General features: G+C 52.0%; 14 protein-coding genes and 1 riboswitch. Of the genes, 10 read left to right on the forward strand and 4 right to left on the reverse strand.

All coding sequences use genetic code 11. The features are described from left to right. Positions 1–101: 101 nt before the first annotated feature. The 3 genes from BM299_RS04020 to selD form a co-directional block, all read right to left on the reverse strand. Positions 102–1,466, reverse strand: coding sequence for an ArsB/NhaD family transporter (locus tag BM299_RS04020; RefSeq protein WP_092482186.1), 1,365 nt, complete (start codon positions 1,464–1,466; stop codon positions 102–104). A 205-nt stretch (positions 1,467–1,671) separates the two neighbouring features. Further along, the gene (gene yedF, locus BM299_RS04025; RefSeq protein WP_092482187.1) at positions 1,672–2,286 is read right to left on the reverse strand and encodes a sulfurtransferase-like selenium metabolism protein YedF; all 615 of its coding nucleotides are present in this window, start codon (positions 2,284–2,286) and stop codon (positions 1,672–1,674) included. Between the two features lie 322 nt (positions 2,287–2,608). Further along, positions 2,609–3,649 carry a selenide, water dikinase SelD gene (selD, locus tag BM299_RS04030; protein ID WP_092482188.1) on the reverse strand — a complete coding sequence of 347 codons (1,041 nt, stop codon included), beginning with the start codon at positions 3,647–3,649 and terminating at the stop codon, positions 2,609–2,611. 339 nt (positions 3,650–3,988) lie between these two features. Here selD and BM299_RS04035 point away from each other — a divergent pair, with 339 nt between their 5' ends. From BM299_RS04035 to corA, 10 genes are all read left to right on the forward strand, one after another. Beyond that, entirely contained in the window at positions 3,989–4,225 is a 237-nt protein-coding gene (locus BM299_RS04035; protein WP_092482189.1) for a hypothetical protein, read from the forward strand. 88 nt (positions 4,226–4,313) lie between these two features. Continuing rightward, a complete protein-coding gene (gene yqfC, locus BM299_RS04040) occupies positions 4,314–4,598 on the forward strand; it encodes a sporulation protein YqfC (RefSeq protein WP_092482190.1) in 285 nt (94 codons plus the stop codon). 13 nt (positions 4,599–4,611) lie between these two features. Then, positions 4,612–5,913 carry a sporulation protein YqfD gene (yqfD, locus tag BM299_RS04045; protein ID WP_092482191.1) on the forward strand — a complete coding sequence of 434 codons (1,302 nt, stop codon included), beginning with the start codon at positions 4,612–4,614 and terminating at the stop codon, positions 5,911–5,913. Next, positions 5,879–6,859, forward strand: coding sequence for a PhoH family protein (locus BM299_RS04050; protein ID WP_092482192.1), 981 nt, complete (start codon positions 5,879–5,881; stop codon positions 6,857–6,859). The genes yqfD and BM299_RS04050 overlap by 35 nt, the downstream gene beginning before the upstream one ends. Before the next feature lie 5 nt (positions 6,860–6,864). Then, positions 6,865–9,045: an HD family phosphohydrolase gene (locus BM299_RS04055; RefSeq protein WP_092482193.1), complete on the forward strand. Its 2,181-nt coding sequence runs from the start codon at positions 6,865–6,867 to the stop codon at positions 9,043–9,045. Continuing rightward, positions 9,002–9,457 carry an rRNA maturation RNase YbeY gene (gene ybeY, locus BM299_RS04060; RefSeq protein WP_092482194.1) on the forward strand — a complete coding sequence of 152 codons (456 nt, stop codon included), beginning with the start codon at positions 9,002–9,004 and terminating at the stop codon, positions 9,455–9,457. Before BM299_RS04055 ends, ybeY begins: the two co-directional genes overlap by 44 nt. After that, complete coding sequence (locus BM299_RS04065; RefSeq protein WP_245779639.1) at positions 9,454–9,825, forward strand: diacylglycerol kinase family protein; 372 nt, start codon at positions 9,454–9,456, stop codon at positions 9,823–9,825. The genes ybeY and BM299_RS04065 overlap by 4 nt, the downstream gene beginning before the upstream one ends. A gap of 9 nt (positions 9,826–9,834) precedes the next feature. Further along, positions 9,835–10,215, forward strand: a complete 381-nt coding sequence (gene cdd / locus BM299_RS04070; protein ID WP_092482195.1) for a cytidine deaminase — start codon at positions 9,835–9,837, stop codon at positions 10,213–10,215. 29 nt (positions 10,216–10,244) lie between these two features. Next, positions 10,245–11,141: a GTPase Era gene (gene era, locus BM299_RS04075; RefSeq protein WP_092482196.1), complete on the forward strand. Its 897-nt coding sequence runs from the start codon at positions 10,245–10,247 to the stop codon at positions 11,139–11,141. A gap of 59 nt (positions 11,142–11,200) precedes the next feature. Then, a riboswitch (M-box (ykoK) riboswitch) is annotated at positions 11,201–11,370 on the forward strand. 141 nt (positions 11,371–11,511) lie between these two features. Then, entirely contained in the window at positions 11,512–12,486 is a 975-nt protein-coding gene (gene corA / locus BM299_RS04080) for a magnesium/cobalt transporter CorA (RefSeq protein WP_092482197.1), read from the forward strand. Here the strand turns inward: corA and BM299_RS04085 are convergent. Then, positions 12,483–13,040 carry a UbiX family flavin prenyltransferase gene (locus BM299_RS04085; RefSeq protein WP_092482198.1) on the reverse strand — a complete coding sequence of 186 codons (558 nt, stop codon included), beginning with the start codon at positions 13,038–13,040 and terminating at the stop codon, positions 12,483–12,485. The two genes, corA and BM299_RS04085, sit on opposite strands and share 4 nt — an antisense overlap. Positions 13,041–13,072: the final 32 nt, after the last annotated feature.

Consider the following 13,072-nt stretch of genomic DNA (forward strand, 5'->3'; position numbering starts at 1 on the left):
GGAGATTTTGAACGCAGCGGGGAACAACCCGACCTGCACGCTTTTCATCCTCTGTTGGTGCCGCGATAGCGGCATGAAAGTCTGTCCCCTTTTTTGCTTTTTCATTCAAGCCGGTTATTCAAACGGCCCAACATCACCGAAAACGCCAACCCCAGGGCCAGCGTACCCGGGATGACCGCCATTGCGCTGTAAGTGTGCCAGAGCACCAGGTAAACCATGGCGATGACAATGGACATCAGCATCAGCGGGAAACCGACAATAAAAAACTGAAAGAAGCCGATGGTAACATTGTTCCTTTCCGCCATCCCCAAAGCCACCAGGTTGGCTGAGGCGCCGACTATGGTGCCGTTACCGCCCAGGCAAGCGCCCAGTGCCAGGGACCACCATAGAAAGTCAATATTTCCCAATGACCCCAGGCGGCCCATTTCCTTGATCAGTGGGATCATAGTAGCGACAAAGGGAATATTGTCTACGAAGGAAGAAGCCAGCGCCGACAGCCAGAGTATTATCATTGCCGAGGGGAATACCGCTCCTTGCGTTGTTTCCAGGGCAAGCATAGCCAAAAATTCAATGACCCCGGTGTCCTCCAGGGCGCCCACCACTATAAAAAGTCCGGTAAAAAAGAAAATAACCGGCCATTCCACACCATGCAGGGCGTGCTCGGGGTCAAAACGGGTTATGGCAAGTAAAAAGGATGCTCCTGACAAGGCAATGACCGAACTTTCCAGGTGAACGACCTGGTGAAGGGCAAAGCCAATAATGGTTAAAACTAAAACAGCAATACTTTTTTTCATTAAAACGGGATCCTTGATCTCGTTTTTCTCATCTATTTCCAAGATTGATTGCTGCAGTTGCGAAGTTGTCTGCAGGTCGTTGCGGTATATGCGGATTAAAATGAAAACAGTCAGTGGAAATATTACAATAACGACAGGTGCCAGGTTGATTAAAAAATCCATAAACCCCAGGTGCGTGGCGCTGCCGATCATGATATTCGGCGGGTCGCCGATAAGGGTGGCCGTTCCTCCAATATTGGAGGACAGGATTTCCGTAAGAATGAAAGGGAGCGGGGCGACTTGCAGCTTTCTGGTGATGGCCAGGGTGACCGGCACAATCAACAGGATGGTGGTCACGTTGTCCAGCAGGGCCGAAAAAACAGCGGTTAGCAGCGCCAGCGAGGCCAGGACCTTCAACGGCTCGCCTCGGGCTATCCTGCTGGTTCTGATGGCCACATATTCAAAAATACCCGTCTGGCGGGTAATCCCAACGATAATCATCATGCCCACCAACAGTCCGATGGTGTTAAAATCTATGTAATGGACGGCTTTATCAGGTGTCAGTATTTTAAATATCATTACCAAAGCGGCTCCGGTGAAAGCGGCTACGGTGCGGTGTATTTTTTCCGAAACTATCACGGCATAAGTTATCAAGAATATAATGACGGACCAAAAGGATGCATTAGCAGCCATTCGATTACCTCCTATAACATAAATAATGTCTTTTTTTGACTTTTTAAATACAGGTGACAAAAAAAGTATTTTTATGCTGGATTCATCCCGGTAAGCCAAAAATAATGAACCGTAAAGTACTTGAAATCTCTTGATATATAAATAAAAAGCAGGTGACTTGTTGTCACCCGCTCAAATACATTGAATACTACTTGTTCTTGTAAATTTACGCTATGGTTATGGTTTTATACGGTCCGTACAGCCAGTTGTTAATGTCAAACATGTTGGATATATTACCCAGTTGAAGTTTATCTTTCAACTTATAATACTCCAGGCAGGTGCCGCAGGACAACACCGCGGTGCCGGCGGCATGCAGCTTTTCCAGTTGCTCCAGCACCGGGGATCCGTCGCAGGTGAGGAATACTCCGGTGTTTAAAAACAGCAGCGCCGCCGGGGGGGGGTCCATGGCCGCCAAAGTGGTGAACAGGCTTTTCATTAGCACGTGACCCAGGTCCGGGGAACCCTGGCCCAGCGAGTTGGTGGTGATAAAATATACCGGCGCGCCGGTGACTGCCGGTGTGACCGGTTTTCCATCCGGGACGGTTTCCCGGGCGGGGGCGCTTTCCTGACGGTCGATGGTTAAATGAAAGGCGCCGTCGGCTTGTTTTTCGGTAACGGTGTATCCGGCGTTGCGGGCAAACAATGTGACATTCTGTCGCGCCACGTCGTTATCCACTATGGTAGTGACGGATGCGACACCGGGTTCTTCGATGGCTTTTTTGGTGTTGATGACGGGCTGCGGGCAGGCCAGCCCGCGGCAGTCTACGGTTTTATGGGACATTGTTTTCCTCCTTTTAAGTGACATTGCAAGAATCGTTCAAAAATGTTAATTCCGCAGAGGGCGTGTGTTCCCCGCAAGTGATGTATCGAAGCGCCGGTAACGGGACTTGGTGAAGCTGAGGTTGCCGGATTGGCGGGACGAATCGCGCAGGTGCAACTTGCTTGGCAGTATACATGGATGCGAATGTTAACCATGACCAAGTTTAATTATCATGTTGCGCGCAATATGCAGGACCGTCAAATCCGGCCCGAAGCGAACCAGAGTCCCGTCGGCGCGTAAATTCTGAACGTAGCGGGGAACACACGCCCGCGTACATGGAAGTTTAGACAATCCTAATAAGCTTTTCCCCGGGGGGTGAGACTTTACCGATGACGGCGGCCTGAACATTTTGCCGGTTCAGTTCCGCCATGAACCGGCTAACGACGGCTTCGGGCATGGATATCAGCAGGCCGCCTGAAGTTTGCGGGTCAAACAGCGCCATCTGTTCCTCGGGCTTAAAGCCATTGACAAAGCGTATATTTTCCTCCAGGTGGCCCTTATTGTCGTAAGCCCCGGCGGGAATAAGCCCCATGCGGGCCATGTCCAGCGTTTCCGGCAGCATGGGGATGGATGAGAATGCAATTTCCAGGCTTACTTTACTGGCGGCGGCCATTTCCGCGGCGTGCCCCAAAAGGCCAAACCCGGTGATGTCGGTGCAGGCATTGGCGCCACATTGCATCATAACCAGGGAGGCCGCCTTGTTTAAAGCGGCCATGCTTTGTACCGCCAGATTTGCCGCTTCCACGGAAACCAGTTCCGCCTTTATACCGGTGTTGATGATGCCGGTGCCCAGTGGCTTGGTTAATACCAGCCGGTCGCCGGGACGGGCAGTGGCGTTGGTGATAATGCCGGCGGGGTGCGCCAGGCCGGTGACGGCAAGCCCGTATTTGGGTTCATCGTCGCGTACGGTGTGTCCCCCGGCGATGATACCTTCAGCTTCGACAACCTTGTCGGCCCCGCCCTGTAAAATCTCCTGTAAAACGGCAATGGGCAGGCAGTCGGGGAAACAAACGATATTTAAAGCCATGAGCGGTTGTCCTCCCATGGCGTAAATGTCGCTCAAAGCGTTGGCAGCGGCGATCTGTCCGAAAAGATACGGGTCGTCCACCATCGGGGTGAAAAAGTCCACGGTTTGAATAAGCGCCTGACGATCGTTCAATTTATAAACGGCGGCGTCGTCCGAGGTATCGAGCCCGACCATCAGTCGGGGGTCATGGGTGACCGGTAAATGTCGCAGCACCTGCGACAGGGTATGCGGCCCTATTTTGGCCGCTCACCCGGAAGTTTTGGCCAGACCGGTCAGTTTGATTGTTTGCTCCGGCATAATTGGCTTCGCCTCCTTCACTAATAGCATGTCACCGAATATTCTTTTTAAAATCCAAGTTTCCTTTATTAATGTAATAAAAAAATTTTATAAATATGCAAGGTGGCAGAAATAATATTTATTGCCGCATTAATTAAACCAGTTGACAAATAAAAAGGACATCTATGGTGTACATTAAAGGCATGAGTATGATAAAATTTGAAGGGTATAAAGTTACCATACAAGGAGGAAGTTAACTTGGAGCAGCAATTTGAAGTGATTATTTTCGGTTTGGATGCCCCGACGCCCCATGTTGGCTGAGGGCCGCGGCCTTCCGCCGGGTGCGGAACGGAAAAGACCATGAAACAGGAAGCTGAAGATTTGGGCTTAGCCCTCAAAGAAAACTTTGGTGACAAAGTTGATGTCAAGTTTGTGGATGTCTCTACCGATGAATTAAAGGATTATCCTAAAATAGTGTCTATTTTGCCCAGGGTGCGCCTGCCGCTGACGGTAATCAATGAAGAACCCCGTTTTCATGGCGGTATTTCCGCTGAAGTAATTTCCAATGCGTTACAGGAAATGAAACAGTCTGAGTAAAAGGGATTGCATCTCTGGAATATTTAACCACAGTTGCGTTATTTTTCCCCTTCCTGCCGCATAGATTAGTGGCAGGGGGGGATTTTTTATGGCTTGGAAGGATTTGAAAAACAAATTCAAGAGGCAGTTTTCCGACTACCTGGAATTGCCCGGCGATATTATGTTGGACTTGCCTAAAATTGTTCTGGTGGGTAACCAGCAGGTATTTATCGAAAACCATCGCGGTATCCAGGAATATAACCCCGGACTGGTCCGGGTTGTGGTCAGCGATAAAATTATTGAAGTCACCGGAGAGAACCTGACCTTGCGCAATATACTACCCGATGAAATATGCGTGGAAGGGCAGATTACCGCGCTTACCTTCTTGAGTTAGGAGGTGGCGGGAGTTGCTGTTTAAATTATTGGCTTACCTGGGCGGGTTTGTAACCATAGCGGTGTCGGAAGACTGCCTGGAAAAATTTTTAAATATGGCCTCTACCCGGGGGATTTATCTGTGGGGTATTGCCAACGCGGGGCGGAACCGGGTAGAGTTGAAAGTGCGTTTGAGCAGTGTACAGCCGTTGCGACATGTGGCCCGGATGACGCGCTGCCGGTTTCAAATTGTGGAGCGGGCGGGCCTGCCCTTTTTTGTCGGCAGAATGAAGCGGCGCAAAGCATTGCTGGGCGGGGCGCTTTTTTTTGTGGTGGTATTGTACATACTTTCCTCGTTTGTGTGGTTCGTTGATGTGACGGGCAATCGATCAATTGCCAGGGAACAGGTTTGTAAAGCAGCCCGTCAGGCCGGGCTTTATCGCGGAGTCCCCAAGTGGTCCGTTGATACGGCCAAAGTGGAAGAAACTGTGCTGCGACAAGTTCCCGGCCTGTCATGGGTGGGCGTGTACGTAGATGGGACAAGGGTTCGTATTAAATTGGTGGAAAAGGTGCTTCCGCCGGACACAGGCCAAGAGAAACCTGCCGATGTGGTAGCCGTGAAGGATGGCTTAATAAAAGAAATATTGGTTTTAAACGGGCAGCCCCGGGTCAGCGAAGGGGATACCGTCACAGCGGGGCAGGTGCTGATCTCCGCAGCCGTACCGCCACCCGACCCGGAGGAAAACCTGGAGCCGGGAGAGGAACCGTCTGAAGAACCCGAACAGACGCCAGAGCCGGTAAAATACGTGCATGCCCGGGGGATTGTGCGGGCCCGGGTCTGGTACGAAGATTACAAGGAAATGCCGTTGGTGGAAAGGGGTGTCAGGTCGACGGGTCGGGAAATTACCAAACTTTGCATGAAAATCGGGGGTAAGGAAATAATTTTTATGGGGCCACGGCAAATTCCATACGAGCATTTTGAAGCGCAGACGAACGGTAAAAGGCTGCCGGCGTGGAGGAATATAAGTATTCCCGTCGAATTTATAACGGTTAAATATCACGAGGCAAAACCATATGTGCACAGGTATAGCAAGGCGCAGGCCCGCCGCCTGGCATCCGAACGGGCATTGGCCGATATTCGCTCGCGTATGCCCGCCGGCGCCAGGATTCTTAAAAAACAGGTTCAGGTAGTGGAAACCAATGAGCCCGAGGATATAGTCCGGGTCAAGGTGCTGGTAGAAGCGCTGGAGGAAATAGGCAAGGAACGGCCTCACGTAGCCGATAGAGGAGGGTCCGGTATAGTTGACGGAAAACGTGGAAGCCAGGGTAATAATTGACGATGTAGGTGCCGCTGCGGAAATATTTGGCAAACACGATGAAAATTTATCTCTTATGGAAAACTCACTGGGCGTAAAAATGGTGACCCGCGGAGAGGAATTGATCATTATGGGCCGCCGGGAGCAGGTGGAAAAAGCCCGGGAGGTTATTCGCCAGCTGCAGGAATTTTACCGGGCGGGCAACCGGTTGACGATGCATGAAATTAATTATACCATTAAGACCATCAAGGCCGGTAATCCCGGGGCCCTTGCGGGCCTGGCCAAAGATGTGATACTGGTTACGCCCCGGGGTAAAAGAATCAAGCCCAAAACGGTGGGCCAGCAAAAGTATATTGAGGGCCTGCAAAAACATGATATAGTTTTTGCCATCGGGCCTGCGGGAACCGGTAAAACTTATCTGGCGGTGGTCATGGCCATCAGGGCGCTGCGCAATCGCAGCGTGAACAGGATAGTGCTCACCAGGCCGGCGGTGGAGGCGGGGGAAAAACTGGGTTTCTTGCCCGGTGACCTGCAGGAAAAGGTTGATCCTTACCTGCGCCCGCTGTACGACAGCCTGTACGACGTGTTGGGGTTTGAAAACACCCAGAAGCAACTGGAAAGACATATTATAGAGATCGCTCCCCTGGCTTACATGCGGGGAAGAACCCTTGATGATTCGTTCGTTATCCTGGATGAAGCCCAGAATACCACACCGGAGCAGATGAAAATGTTTCTTACCCGCCTGGGCTTTGGTTCCAAGGCGGTGATAACCGGTGACGAAACCCAGGTGGATTTGCCCAGGGGACAGCAGTCCGGGCTGGTTCATGCCCGGCAGGTGCTGCAAGGGATTAAAGGAATATCATTTCATCATTTCAGCGGTGAAGATATAGTAAGGCACCCGCTGGTGCAGGAAATTGTCCGGGCTTATGAAGGACAAGGCGCATCAGTGGAAAAACAAGAGGAGTGAAATAAATGCTTCCTCTAGGCAAGGCAAGGGGAAAAATAATAGCAAGCTACAACCGGCTGGCCGGCAAACGAAAAGTGCGCCGGGGGGTGGCCGCCCTTATTTTTTTTGTGGCGTTGACCCTGCTGATTTCGGTGGAATTTATGCCCCAAAAGGTCAACCTGGTGGTGGGACAGGTTTCACCCACCGATGTTTTTGCCCCGCGCAGTATTATCTTCGAGGATAAGATAAAAACAGAGGAAGCTCGGAATTTGGCTGCCACGCAAATTGAAAAACAGTACATCACCGACCCGCGCGTAAGCGTAGATGTGCAGCAGAATATATCCGCGCTGATTGACGCCGTCGGCACAATACAATCCAACAAGGAACTGAGCGAGGACGCAAAAGTCAGTAAATTGCAGGAGGTTATTCCCTTTGATTTAACGTCCGATACCGTAAAGTTGCTGGCATTGCCCAATCCGGAAAATCTCAACCGCATGGAAGCCGGCTTAACTGCCATGGTGACCAGGACCATGGAATCGCAGCAGGGGGTTACCCAGGAAAATATTGATGATATAGAAGCCGGGTTAATCGCTGAAATTAAAAACTTGCAACTCCAAAGCCCATATGAAAAACTGGCGACGGAAATAATCAGTTACTACCTGCGGCCCAATAAGTTTTTCGACGCTGAAAAAACGCAACGTTTGCAGCAGGCGGCCAGGGAAGCGGTGCCGCCGGTGATGGTTACCATCAAGGAACGGGAAAAGATTATCGGCGAGGGTGAAATAGTTACCGAGGAACACCTGGCCAAACTGGAGGCGTTGGGTCTTTCCCGCCCCACCCTGCCTATATCGTCTATTGTGGGGTCTGCCTTGCTGGTGGCCCTGTTGATGCTGGTGGTGCTCTTTTATCTTTACCAGCAGAACAGGGAAATCTACAAAAACGCCGGGCACCTGTATTTGCTCGGTATTATTGTACTGGGTGTTTTGGGGGTATCGAAGGCCATTATTGCCATTAACGTCACCCAGTGGCCCGAATTCGGCGCCCTTTTCGGTTACCTGGCCCCGGTAGCGGCGGCGGGTATGCTGATTGCTATCCTGCTGGATTCCCGCCTGGCTGTGCTGGTGGTGGCCGTCATGAGTATTCTTTTGGGGCTTATGACCGGCGGACAAATCAGGTTTGCCGTGGTCGGCCTGATTGGCGGCATGACCGGAGTATACGGGGTCAGTAAGCTGAGCCAGCGGGGTGACCTGGCCCGGGCCGGGTTTTACACCGGCGCGGCCAATATTGCGGCCATTTTTGCCATGGGGCTGATCGGCGATACGTCCATTGGGCTGGTAGTCACCTCCAGTCTGGCTTTGGGGTCCGTCAACGGGATCCTTTCGTCCATTTTAACCAACGGGGCCATTCCTTACCTGGAAAGCGCTTTTGGCATTACCTCTGCGGTGCGCTTGCTGGAATTGTCCAATCCGGGCAACCCGCTGTTGCGCCGTCTGCAAATCGAGGCGCCGGGCACCTACCACCATAGCCTGCTGGTGGGTAACCTGGCCGAATCGGCGGCGGACGCGGTGGGCGGTGATTCGCTGTTGGTGCGGGTGGCCGCGTATTACCACGACATCGGCAAAATGAAACGGCCTTACTTTTTCATCGAGAATCAAATGGGTGAAAACCCGCATGATAAAATTGCGCCCAGCTTGAGCACCCTGATTTTAACCTCTCACGTCAAGGACGGTTCGGAAATGGCGCGCGAGAACAAACTTCCCCAGGGTATTAAAGAGATTATTGAACAGCATCACGGCACCAGCCTGTGCAGTTTTTTTTATCACAAGGCTGTGGAAAATAATAAAAACGAAAATATTACCGAGGACGATTTTAGATACGAGGGCCCCAAGCCGCAGACCAAGGAAGCGGCTATTGTTATGTTGGCCGATACCGTGGAGGCGGCGGTCAGGTCCATGCAGAATCGTACCCCCGGGCGCACTGAAGGATTGGTCAGAAAAATTATTCGTGACAAGCTCATGGACGGTCAACTGGATGAAAGCGATTTAACGCTCAAAGATCTGGATGCTATAGCCAATGCCTTTATCAGGGTGTTGTCCGGAATATTTCATAGCCGGATAGAATACCCGGACATGGCGAAAGAGATGGAAAGGAGAAAGAGCAAGCGTGCCGGTGCTCGTAAACAATCTGCAGGAAAAAGTGTCGGTTGAGGATGAAATGGTTCATTTGCTCGCCGGGGTAGTTAATGAGGCGCTGGTGTCTGAAGGCGCGGATAAGGATGCCGAGGTGAGCCTGGTGTTTGTTGATGACAATTATATTGCGCAGCTCAACAAGCAGTATCGCGGCAAGGACGGTCCCACGGACGTGCTCAGTTTTGCAATGCAGGAAGGCCCCGCCATGCCGGGCGGTGAGGGAGAGATTTTGCTGGGCGACGTGGTGATTTCCCTGGAAACCGCCCGGCGCCAGGCTGAGGAATACGGGCATGGTCTTGCCCGGGAGGTGGCTTACCTGACTGTGCACGGGGTACTGCACCTGCTGGGATACGACCACGAAACGGAAGCGGACAAAAGGGTTATGCGGCAGAAGGAAGAGGCTGTTCTTGACCGGATGCTGAAAGGGTGAGCGGAGTGCGGCGGCTGGTGCAACGCATCGGGTGGGCGCTGAATGGGATAGGCTATACCGTAAAGACGCAACCAAACATGCAAATCCACTTGACGGCGGCGGTGCTTGCGGTATTGCTTTGCCTCTACCTGCGCATGCCGGCGCGGGAACTGGCAGTGGTTTTAGTAACCATATTCATGGTGTTGGCGGCCGAAATGTTCAATACCGCTTTGGAAGCTGCCGTGGACCTTTATACGAGGAAACGCCACCCGCTGGCCCGGGCGGCCAAGGACGTGGCCGCCGGCGCGGTGTTGCTGACTGCGCTGAATGCCCTGGTGGTGGCCTACCTGCTGATTTGGCCCCGTTTTTATGAGGTAATCATTAAGTGAGGTGATACCATGGCACCGGAAGAACTTGTAGCCCGGGCTTTAAAGGCCCGGGCAAACGCCTACGTTCCTTATTCTAAGTTTCCCGTGGGCGCGGCGCTACTTACCGCAGATGGTGAAGTGTTTACGGGCTGCAACGTGGAAAACGCGTCGTACGGTCTGACGGTTTGCGCGGAGCGAGTGGCCGTTTTTTCAGCCATTGCCCGGGGACAACGCTTATTTAAGGCACTGGCGGTGGCGGCAGACACCGAGGATTATATCAGCCCCTGCGGGGCGTGCCGCCAGGTGCTGGCGGAGTTCGGCGGCGATATGAAGGTTTACCTGGCCGACCGGCACGGCGATTTTCGGGAAACCACAGTGGCGGAAATGCTCCCGGCGGCTTTTTCTTTATAATGCGATTGCAGGAGGGGTTCATATTTATTATGAACGAATCGGATTTTAAGTCCGGCTTTGTAACCATACTGGGCCGGACCAACGTGGGCAAATCCACGCTGATGAACAGAATGGTGGGCCAAAAGGTGGCCATCATGTCAGACAAACCGCAAACCACCCGGCATAAGATTCAGTCCGTGCTCACCGGGCCGGATTACCAGGTGGTGTTTATTGACACCCCGGGCATTCACAAACCCAAGCATAAACTGGGTGAACATCTGGTGGGGGTGGCCCTGAACACGCTGCGTGAAGTGGACGTGGTGATGCTTCTGGTGGAAGCGGGTATGCCCGGCCCGGGCGATCGTTACATACTTCAGCAGGTAAAAAAGGTGACCGGGCCGGTTTTGCTGGTGATCAACAAGATCGACCTGGTTAAGCCCGGTGAACTGGAGCCGGTTAAGGCGGCTTTCAGCCAGCTGGGCGATTTTGCCGAAATCCTGCCCGTTTCCGCCCTGACCGGGGAGAATGTGGACCGCTTGCTGGAAAACATTATCAAATATTTGCCGCCCGGACCCAAGTATTACCCGGACGATATGGTAATTGACCGTCCCGAGCGTTTTATAATGTCCGAGTTGATTCGGGAAAAGGTGCTGCACCTGACCAGCCAGGAAGTGCCTCATTCCGTGGCGGTGGTGGTGGAAGAGGTGGAGAACAGGTCTGAAAACCTCGTGGCGGTGCGGGCGGTCATTTACACCGAGCGGGAAAGCCAGAAAGGCATATTGATCGGCAAGGGCGGGCGCATGCTCAAAGAAGTGGGCAAATTGGCCCGCGAGGAAATAGAAGCCTTGCTGGGCTCCAGGATTTACCTGGAACTGTGGGTCAAAGTGAAAAAAGACTGGCGCAACCGGGAAATATATATGAAAAATTTTGGTTTTATGGATGACTGAAAACTTATCGTTTGACATTTACATTGCTCAGTAATACTATATAAATGTGATAACCGGATAAAGTTCTTCGTTAGGTGAGGCTACTCTACAGACACAGGCCGCTGCCCGGAAATGTCGAGAGACAGTAACGGGTCAACTGGTACTGCCGAACTAAGGTTTTACCTAATGCGGCTGAGAACAGGGTTTCTCTAGCTGTATAGAGCCAAAGCTTGCACGAATGAAGAAGGCACGTAGTGTTTGTTATTGGCCTTCATTTATTTGAAGGCCTTTTCTAATTACTTCAAGGGGGTGACCTGCATGGAAGAGTCTCCATACCGACGATACTTATTAAAAACCAAAAATAAAAATAACTTCCGTGGAGGTGACCCAGATGATCAAAACATACTTTTACGATGCCACCCGGCGGCAGTTACTCCACGATGTAAATATCACCCGCAAGGACCTTTTTCAACACGAGGATGACCTGCTCTGGCTGGATATATTTGATTTTGAAGATGAACGAGAGTTAAACTACGTGGCTCGGGTTTTTGATTTTCACAACCTGGCGGTGGAAGACTGCCTGTATTATAGCCCGCGGGCCAAGGTGGACACGTACGACAATTATTATTTTTTTGTGCTGCATGCCCTGCGCTACAAAGAAGACAGCGACGAGGAAATCACCCTGGAGCAACTAAATGTTTTTTTAAATTCCAACTACGTGGTTACCGTGCATCGCAGGGCTTTGCGCAGTCTGGGCCGCATGGCCAGGGAATGCCTGGCCAACAAAATCAAGTACATGGAAAACGGCCCGGATATGTTTTTATACCACATCCTGGACGGTATCACTGACGAATATTTCCCCATCCTGGACCGGATCGACCAGCGTATCGATGAACTGGAAGACCAGCTGTACGAACAGCCCAGCAAGGAAATTACCGAGGAGTTTCTGGCCCTCAAAAGGACCATCCTGACCATGCGCCGGGCCATATTACCCCAAAAGCGGATGTTTTCTAATGTCAGCGGCCATTACATGTTCCAGGTAGCCAAGGAAAGCGAACCTTATTACCTGGACCTGGTGGACCACATTGAGCGAATCACGGACACGATCGACAGTTTCCGAGACCTGGTGGACGGTGCGCTGGAAACCTATTATTCCATCATCAGCGCCCGGACCAACGAGATCATGCGCGTGCTTACCCTGATATCCACCATTTTTATGCCGCTTACTTTTATTACCGGTTTCTTCGGGATGAACGTGCCCTTACCTGAACAGGAAAGCGTGTGGTCCACTATTACCATCACTGCCGGTTTAATTGGCGTTTCACTGTGGATGTTTGTGATTTTTAAGATAAAAAAATGGATTTAAAGCCCCTGCCAGCGGGGGGCCAGGTTGTTGTCAATTTCCAGCAGGTCCAGCACCCGTCCCACCGTATGCATTACCAGGTCGGTGATGGTGGACGGGCGGTGGTAAAACGCGGGGACCGGCGGCATGATGACGGCCCCCGCACGGGCCAGTTTGAGCATGTTTTCCAGGTGTATTTCATGCAGCGGGGTTTCCCGGGGCAGCAGGACGAGGCGTCGTTTTTCTTTTAAGGTGACGTCGGCGGCGCGGCTGATGAGATTATCTGCATATCCACCGGCGATGGCGGCCAGGGTTTTCATGCTGCAGGGGGCTATGACCATCCCCTGGTGCCTGAAGGACCCGCTGGCAATGGGCGCCGCCAGGTTTTCCGCATTGTAAACCCTGGCCGCCAGGGCGTCTATATTGCTTATTTTAAAATCGGTTTCCAACTCAATGGTGCGCCGGGCCCAGTTACTGATCACCAGGTACGTTTCCACCCCGGCCCGGGCCAGTTCCCGCACCATGGTAATGCCGTAAACCGCTCCCGTGGCGCCGGTGATCGCTACTACTATACGCATGTCTATACCTCGCTTATCGATATATTGGCACT

The organism is Desulfoscipio geothermicus DSM 3669 (assembly GCF_900115975.1).
Classification (GTDB): Bacteria; Bacillota; Desulfotomaculia; order Desulfotomaculales; family Desulfallaceae; genus Desulfoscipio; species Desulfoscipio geothermicus.

Bases quoted from the DNA above. Each gene is read 5' to 3' on its own strand.
- corA (WP_092482197.1), top strand. From the start codon at position 11,512: ATGATCAAAACATACTTTTACGATGCCACCCGGCGGCAGTTACTCCAC.
- yedF (WP_092482187.1), bottom strand. From the start codon at position 2,286: ATGTCCCATAAAACCGTAGACTGCCGCGGGCTGGCCTGCCCGCAGCCC.
- BM299_RS04020 (WP_092482186.1), bottom strand. From the start codon at position 1,466: ATGGCTGCTAATGCATCCTTTTGGTCCGTCATTATATTCTTGATAACT.
- BM299_RS04055 (WP_092482193.1), top strand. From the start codon at position 6,865: ATGCTTCCTCTAGGCAAGGCAAGGGGAAAAATAATAGCAAGCTACAAC.
- cdd (WP_092482195.1), top strand. From the start codon at position 9,835: ATGGCACCGGAAGAACTTGTAGCCCGGGCTTTAAAGGCCCGGGCAAAC.
- era (WP_092482196.1), top strand. From the start codon at position 10,245: ATGAACGAATCGGATTTTAAGTCCGGCTTTGTAACCATACTGGGCCGG.
- BM299_RS04085 (WP_092482198.1), bottom strand. From the start codon at position 13,040: ATGCGTATAGTAGTAGCGATCACCGGCGCCACGGGAGCGGTTTACGGC.
- yqfC (WP_092482190.1), top strand. From the start codon at position 4,314: ATGGCTTGGAAGGATTTGAAAAACAAATTCAAGAGGCAGTTTTCCGAC.
- BM299_RS04035 (WP_092482189.1), top strand. From the start codon at position 3,989: ATGAAACAGGAAGCTGAAGATTTGGGCTTAGCCCTCAAAGAAAACTTT.